At 42.0% G+C, this 6,667-nt stretch carries 7 protein-coding genes; 1 reads left to right on the top strand and 6 read right to left on the bottom strand.

The window, feature by feature from the left end:
• The 4 genes from ACX17N_RS12360 to ACX17N_RS12345 form a co-directional block, all read right to left on the bottom strand.
• A partial coding sequence (locus tag ACX17N_RS12360; RefSeq protein WP_458892880.1) for a CoA-transferase occupies positions 1-162 on the bottom strand: 162 nt, incomplete at its 3' end.
• 158 nt (positions 163-320) lie between these two features.
• Positions 321-1,241: a catechol 1,2-dioxygenase gene (gene catA, locus ACX17N_RS12355; protein ID WP_458892868.1), complete on the bottom strand. Its 921-nt coding sequence runs from the start codon at positions 1,239-1,241 to the stop codon at positions 321-323.
• A gap of 122 nt (positions 1,242-1,363) precedes the next feature.
• Complete coding sequence (gene catC, locus ACX17N_RS12350; RefSeq protein ID WP_458892867.1) at positions 1,364-1,654, bottom strand: muconolactone Delta-isomerase; 291 nt, start codon at positions 1,652-1,654, stop codon at positions 1,364-1,366.
• Positions 1,614-2,777 carry a muconate/chloromuconate family cycloisomerase gene (locus tag ACX17N_RS12345; RefSeq protein WP_458892866.1) on the bottom strand — a complete coding sequence of 388 codons (1,164 nt, stop codon included), beginning with the start codon at positions 2,775-2,777 and terminating at the stop codon, positions 1,614-1,616. Before ACX17N_RS12345 ends, catC begins: the two co-directional genes overlap by 41 nt.
• 100 nt (positions 2,778-2,877) lie before the next feature.
• On the opposite strand from ACX17N_RS12345, the gene ACX17N_RS12340 reads away from it, so the two are divergent.
• Entirely contained in the window at positions 2,878-3,792 is a 915-nt protein-coding gene (locus ACX17N_RS12340) for a LysR substrate-binding domain-containing protein (protein WP_458892865.1), read from the top strand.
• 68 nt (positions 3,793-3,860) lie between these two features.
• Here the strand turns inward: ACX17N_RS12340 and ACX17N_RS12335 are convergent, their stop codons facing one another.
• Together ACX17N_RS12335 and ACX17N_RS12330 are read right to left on the bottom strand one after the other, a co-directional pair.
• Positions 3,861-5,123 carry an OprD family outer membrane porin gene (locus tag ACX17N_RS12335; RefSeq protein WP_458892864.1) on the bottom strand — a complete coding sequence of 421 codons (1,263 nt, stop codon included), beginning with the start codon at positions 5,121-5,123 and terminating at the stop codon, positions 3,861-3,863.
• A 116-nt stretch (positions 5,124-5,239) separates the two neighbouring features.
• Complete coding sequence (locus ACX17N_RS12330) at positions 5,240-6,592, bottom strand: spinster family MFS transporter (protein WP_458892863.1); 1,353 nt, start codon at positions 6,590-6,592, stop codon at positions 5,240-5,242.
• Positions 6,593-6,667: the final 75 nt, after the last annotated feature.

Raw genomic sequence — 6,667 nt, 5'->3', positions numbered from 1 at the left:
GTTGTTGCTGACAATGGTCAGGTCTTTACGTCCAAGCTTGATCAGCCCGTCAATGAGTTCAGCGGGTTGGCCTGCTGTGCCAAAACCACCGATCATGATGGTTGAACCGTCAGTGATTTGGGATAAAACTTCCTGAACTGAAGTCGAGGATTTATTGATCATATAAAGCACCCATACATGGATTTCGGATCTGCTTCATTCGTGCAAATATCAAATGTCGAAAAGAGGATGAAAAAATTAAAAAATTGCAGCGCTATCTAAAAACTGAATGGAATGAGCTAAGTAATGCCTTAACTCATTCATGTTTAAACTTTTAGGTGTTATGCCACCGCACGACGACGCTCAACTTCAGTTGAAGGGGCAGAAGCCACCTCTTTTACCAGCTCAATATTAAAAGTGATGTGTTTAAACGGTTTGTCTAAACCACGACGTTGAATTTCAGCAGGATCAGTCACATCGACTGCAGTTGCCACTAAGCCATCGCGGGTTGCAAAAGCGAAGTCATCCCACAGGTATTGGTCACCTTCAATGTTGAACTGGGTGGTGAGCTTACGGAAACCTGGTGCAGAAACAAAATAATGCACATGCGAAGGGCGGTTACCATGACGACCAAGCTTATTCAACACGGCTTGAGTCGTGCCTTCAGGCGGACAGCCATAACCCACAGGCATGGTGGTTAAAGCGGTATATTGACCCTGAGCATCGGTCAAAATAGTACGACGCAAATTAAACTCAGATTGCGACTTATCAAAGAAAGAATAATTGCCCATGCTGTTGGCATGCCACATTTCTACTTTGGCATTTTCAATGATCTGACCATCCGCATCACGGACAATACCTTCAATAATTAAAGTATCAATCTTATCCGATTCACTGCCATCATCCATACGTGCAAAACCAACAGTTTCAGGCGCACCCGCTACATATAACGGTCCTTCAATGGTGCGTGGCGTGCCACCGGTTACACCGGCTTTGGCATCGGCTTCATCGGCACGTAAATCTAAATAATGCTCTAAGCCTAAACCTGCTGCTAATAGACCCAATTCGTTGGCTTGACCAGCATCGGTAAAATATTCCAAACCTTTCCAGACTTCAGAAGCTTGAATATCTAAATCTTCAATGGCTTGGAACAGATCGCCAAGTAAGCGAACAATAATTTGTTGAATACGTGCATCGACAGGTCCTTGTGCGGTGTCGACATTCATTTGTTTAACGAGAGCATCAATGTGTTGACGGTTCATACTATAACTCCTGAAGTATGTAGATTATGGATGGCATTATTATTGGCTATTGATTTAGCTACTTGGTTTTAATGCCACAGTCCTTGTTATGTTTAAAATACAGATTAATGGTGATTCAGATTCTATGAATCATCCTCACGGATGGAAGAGGGATGACGATTCAATGCCATCACTTCAATCTTCATAAAGGGATACAGCGGTAATCCTTGTAAAATGTTATGCAACTCTTCATTACTCTCAACATCAAAAATGCTGATATTGGAGTACTGACCTGTCACACGCCAGATGTGTCGCCATTTGCCAGAACGTTGTAATTCCTGCGAATAGGCTTTTTCAACCGCTTTAATTTCATTGACTTTTTCAAGTGGCATATCAAGCGGAATATGCACGTCCATGCGTACGTGAAATAACATTTACAGCTTCCTTGTCTTTACGACGGAGTCGTTCAATTTTGTCTTCATCAATTTCAATGCCTAAACCTGCACCTGTAGGTAAATGCAACTCAAAATTTTCATAGCGAAGCGGGGTTTTTAAGATGTCTTCAGTCAAAAGCAGTGGTCCAAATAATTCAGTCCCGAAAGCCAGTGTCTCGAAGGTGGCAAAAGCGTGAGCCGAAGCAATTGTGCCAATTGGACCTTCCAACATGGTGCCACCGTATAAATCAATGCCAGCCAATCCTGCAATTTTGGCGACTTCACAGGCTTCGAGTAGACCGCCAGATTGTTCGATTTTGACTGCAAACACATCTGCACCATGACTTTTGGCAATGCGATAGGCGCTATCAGGACCAGTTAGGGCTTCATCCGCCATAATCGCCACGTCAAAACGTTCAGTTAAACGGGCTAATGCATCAGTATTTTGAATGGCACAGGGCTGTTCAATCAGGTCAATACCACCGTCCTGTAACTGTTGAATACCACGAATACATTCCAGTTCTGACCACGCACGGTTCACATCGACGCGCACGCTAATGTCGGCACCGAGAGCCTTTTTAATCGCAATGACATGTTCCACATCTTGCTGTAAAGGGCGTGAACCAATTTTGAGCTTGAAGGCATTGTGACGTTTCAAGGCAATCATTTTTTCTGCTTCAGCGATATCCGTTTCGGTATCACCCGATGCCAGTGTCCAGAGTACAGGCAGGCTGTTCCGTAGGCGTCCACCCAGTAGTTCGCTAATAGGCAGCCCAAGACGTTTCGCCTGAATATCAAGTAAGGCAGTTTGTACGGCACATTTGGCAAAGCGGTTGCCATTAATATTTTTACGAATGAGTTTTAAGGTTTGTGCGACATTAAGATTTTTTATTGAAGTCAGTAATGGCGCAAAATAAGTTTCAATATTGGCTTTGACACTTTCAGGGCTTTCTTCGCCATAGCTTAAACCACCAATAGTGGTTGCTTCACCCCAACCGACAATACCATCAGTGGTGGTGATTTTTACGAGGACTAAGGTTTGTGTACGCATCGTCGTTACTGACAGTTGATGCGCTCGGATCGTTGGAATATCCACGAGTATAGTTTCTATGTTTTTATACATGAAGTTTCAACTGTTTCGAACTTGTTTGTATACGATAGAAGAATGTAATACCCTAAAATAGTTATGGACTGGTATTTTTAAATACTAAAAAGGTATGTTAATGGAACTAAGACATTTACGATATTTTGTGACTGTGGTTGAAGAGCAAAGTATTACCAAAGCGGCTGAAAAATTGTTTATTGCACAGCCCCCGTTAACTCGCCAAATTAAAAAACTAGAAGAAGAACTTGGGATTGATCTGTTTGAAAAAGGTTCTCGACCGTTAAAAGCCACTGAAGCCGGCTTATATTTTTATCAGCACGCGGTACAAATTTTAACGCATGCTGCACAAGCAACCAGCATGATTAAAAAGATCAATGCCGTGAATACCACGGTCAAAATCGGCTATGTCAGTTCGTTGCTGTATGGGCTTTTGCCGCAAATTATTTATTTATTCAGGCAGAAAAACCCTGAGATTCAGGTGGAATTGCTGGAATGCAGTACCAGAGATCAGGTTGAAGCCTTAAAACTGGGTAAAATTGATATTGGTTTTGGTCGCTTGCCGATTAGTGATCCTGCCATCAAGCGAATTTTATTGCGTAAAGAAAAATTAAAACTGGCGATCTATAAAAAGCACCCTTTAAATGCCTATCAGGAAACTGGAGTGTATTTATCGCAGCTGGTGAATGAAACCTTATTTTCTTATCCGAATACGCCTAAGCCGAATTTTTCTACCACGATTCAGGCCATGTTTACGCAATTGGGTTTAATTCCAACCAAATGGACTGAGGTACGCGAAATTCATATGGCTTTGGGTTTGGTTGCATCGGGAGAGGGCGTGTGTCTTATTCCGGAAAGTGCCTGTGATATTGGGATGAAAAATGTCGCCTATCTCGATATTCTCGATCAGCAAGCCTACAGTCCGATTTCCTTATCTATACGTAATATGGACCAGAGCAGTTATATTCCTAAAATACTGGATTGTATTGAAGAGATTTATCGTAGCGAAAATATTTCCAAAAACCTGAATTTATAACGGGATGTCATCCCAAACCAATGCCTCATAAGGATGAGGCATTGTGTAATACAAGACACCCATACAGCTTAGAATTTTTTCATGTAATTCACAAAAATACGGTCTTCGGCAAAATCATTGCCATATTTCACGTCATAGTCAATATGAATGTATTGCAGGCCGATGCCTTTTAGATAGGGCTGTTGCAATGCATAATTCAGCACGTAATTGGCTTCAGTTTCACGATTGTCTGCACCTGTTGCTGACTTGAAATCATGACCATAGACATATTTTACAGCGCCAGTTAAACCCGGAACAAAATTCTTAAAATCATAGCTATAGATAAAGTGATATGATTTTTCATCTTGTTTGGCAAAGCCAGTGACATTCCAGTTAATAAAATAGGTTTCTGGTAAGTAGCCATCCAACAGTGGATAGGCTGAATCCCCAATGATCTGTTGATAGCCCAGTCCCACAGCGTGATTGCTGACTTTGAGTGTTTCCAGCACGCCAATGTTTTGTGCATCTACAGTGAGTGAATCATTGTGATCTTTAGTATTGAAATACTTCAGCTTGGAATTAATCGAAAAACTCGGTTGTTTCCAGGTATGTTCTAGACTGGCGTAGTGCGTATTATAAAGATCTTCCAGATTGCCAAAATAGTATTCACCTTTAAGGCTTGGGCTAAATTGATAGCGCAAATCGAGATAATTTAAGCCATCTGAATAATGGGTGAGCCCTTTCGTGGTGTAGGAAAATTTACGAAAATCTTCTTCATTGCGCGGGGAAACTTTTTCTACACGACCAATTTCGGTCTGGAATTGATCCGTCCATTGTGACCTGAGGTTCGTCCCCCAATAGGATGTTAACAGTTGACGACTGGTGTCTACCGAGGTCACAGGGAGGTCTAACCAAAGCTCACCCACGCGTAATAAAGAATGAGCATAACCGAGTTTAAGCGTTTCACCATATTTCAGAAAGTCTGAAGCTTGTGACTGACTGGCTTTGTCAAAAGGTAGAATGGAGTCGGGAACATGCTTATCTGAACTTAAACGAACGGCATACTGCACTGAGGCATCTGCACCAATTGTAATCGGGCGATCAGCGAGATGAAGTGGGGTATCGAACATGCGTGATTTGAAAAAAAGCGAAGCGGCTTGTGACCAGCTTCCAGTATCTCGAATACTGGCATTGTCAAAGTCTCGGTCAATATAGGCATTTCTTAAGGTAAATTTCCATTCATCTGTTGCATCAGGTTCGGCAGCAAAGACACTTGAACTGTAAAAACTACTAAGAATAACAAGGGTAGAGATCGCAAGCGTGCGTTGTCTAAAATGTGATGTGATTGGCATATTCCATTTCCAATGTGCGAACGCGATAACATGCGTGTACGCTTATCTAAAACATAAGAGGGTGTCTTCCCCAAAAGAGTGGGGAAAGACCTTAAATACGTCAGTGCGGTTAGGGATTAATGTGATTTTTCGAGTTGAATGCTCTGATCAAAAAACTTGCAGCCCTTGATCAGTAAAATCAGAGCGAATACACAAGAGACACCACCAATCATTGACAATGAAGAACCGACCATGAGCGGATTACCAAAGTATTTATCGGTCAAAATTGCGACCAATGTTGTACCAATGCCCAGACCAATTAAATTACTTACCAGCAGGAAAATAGCAGAGAGACGCGCACGGAACTGATTTGGTGCCAGCATTTGTAGGGCAGTGGCAGAAATCACCAAAGGGAATGAAGCAAAGAACATCGCAGGAACTAAAAGGGCAATAGAAATACCTAAATGATTGATCTGGGTGAAAAGAGAGATAGGAATAATTAATCCAAGAATGCCAATCACACCTGTGAGCATCGGGGCATTTTGTTTGCCTTTTTTAATTAACCAGTCATTTAACCAGCCCGCGCAGAACACCCCTAAGGTGTTGGCAACCAGCATGATGGTGCCGAGCATATAGCCTGTTTCAGTCGGGGAAAGTGAAAATTTACGAATGTAAAATGCAGGTGTCCAACTGGTCAGGCTGTAAAGTGCCATGGCATAGAAAGTGAAGCCTAAATAATGACAAGTAATGGTTTTGCTATGTTTACGCATGAATTGTAAACATTGCTTAAATTCGCCTTTTTCTACATGACCATAGGCATTTAAGCGTTGTCCTTTACGTTCTGGATCACGTACCGTCAATATAAACAGCAAGCCAATGAAAATACCCGGTAAACCGACCACCAAAAATGCCACTTGCCAAGCTTTCATTGCACCCAAAAGTGGAACTTGTATCAGCGTGGCACCTTTTAGCAGTTTAATCACATAACCACCGACCAAGAAGGCAATGCCGCCCCCTAAAAAGGCACCTACAGAATAGATCCCGACGGCACGGCCTAACTTATCTTTACTGAACATGTCACTAAACATGGAATAAGCCGCAGGCGAAAGCGCTGCTTCTCCAACCCCAACTCCCATACGACATAAAAACAGTTGAATAAAATTTTTACTCATGCCACATGCAGCTGTTGCCAAGCTCCAGACAATAATACCAATCGAGATGAGTTTGGGACGGGAGAAGCGGTCTGCAATATAAGCCAGAGGCAATCCCATAAAAGCATAAAACAATGAGAAGGCAAGACCATGTAATAAACTAAATTGGGTATCGGTTAACAGCAAATCTGCTTTAATTGGCTCAATCATGAGCGCTAAGATTTGTCTGTCGATAAACGAAAAAATATAGGCGAGCATACACAGTATGACTACATACCATGAATAGAGATGAGTTTTTTTATGTTCCGCCTTTTCTACATAGACTTCTACATTGTCCATATGTTGTCCCTTTTGTAATTTGATGTGCGGTGAAAATTTCTGAATAGATGTTGTTCGCTCTATTGAAGGCAATAG

The organism is Acinetobacter sp. GXMZU3951 (assembly GCF_054457875.1).
The sequence above is the reverse complement of the archived record's forward strand: the minus strand, read 5'-3'. Positions and strand labels throughout refer to the sequence as shown.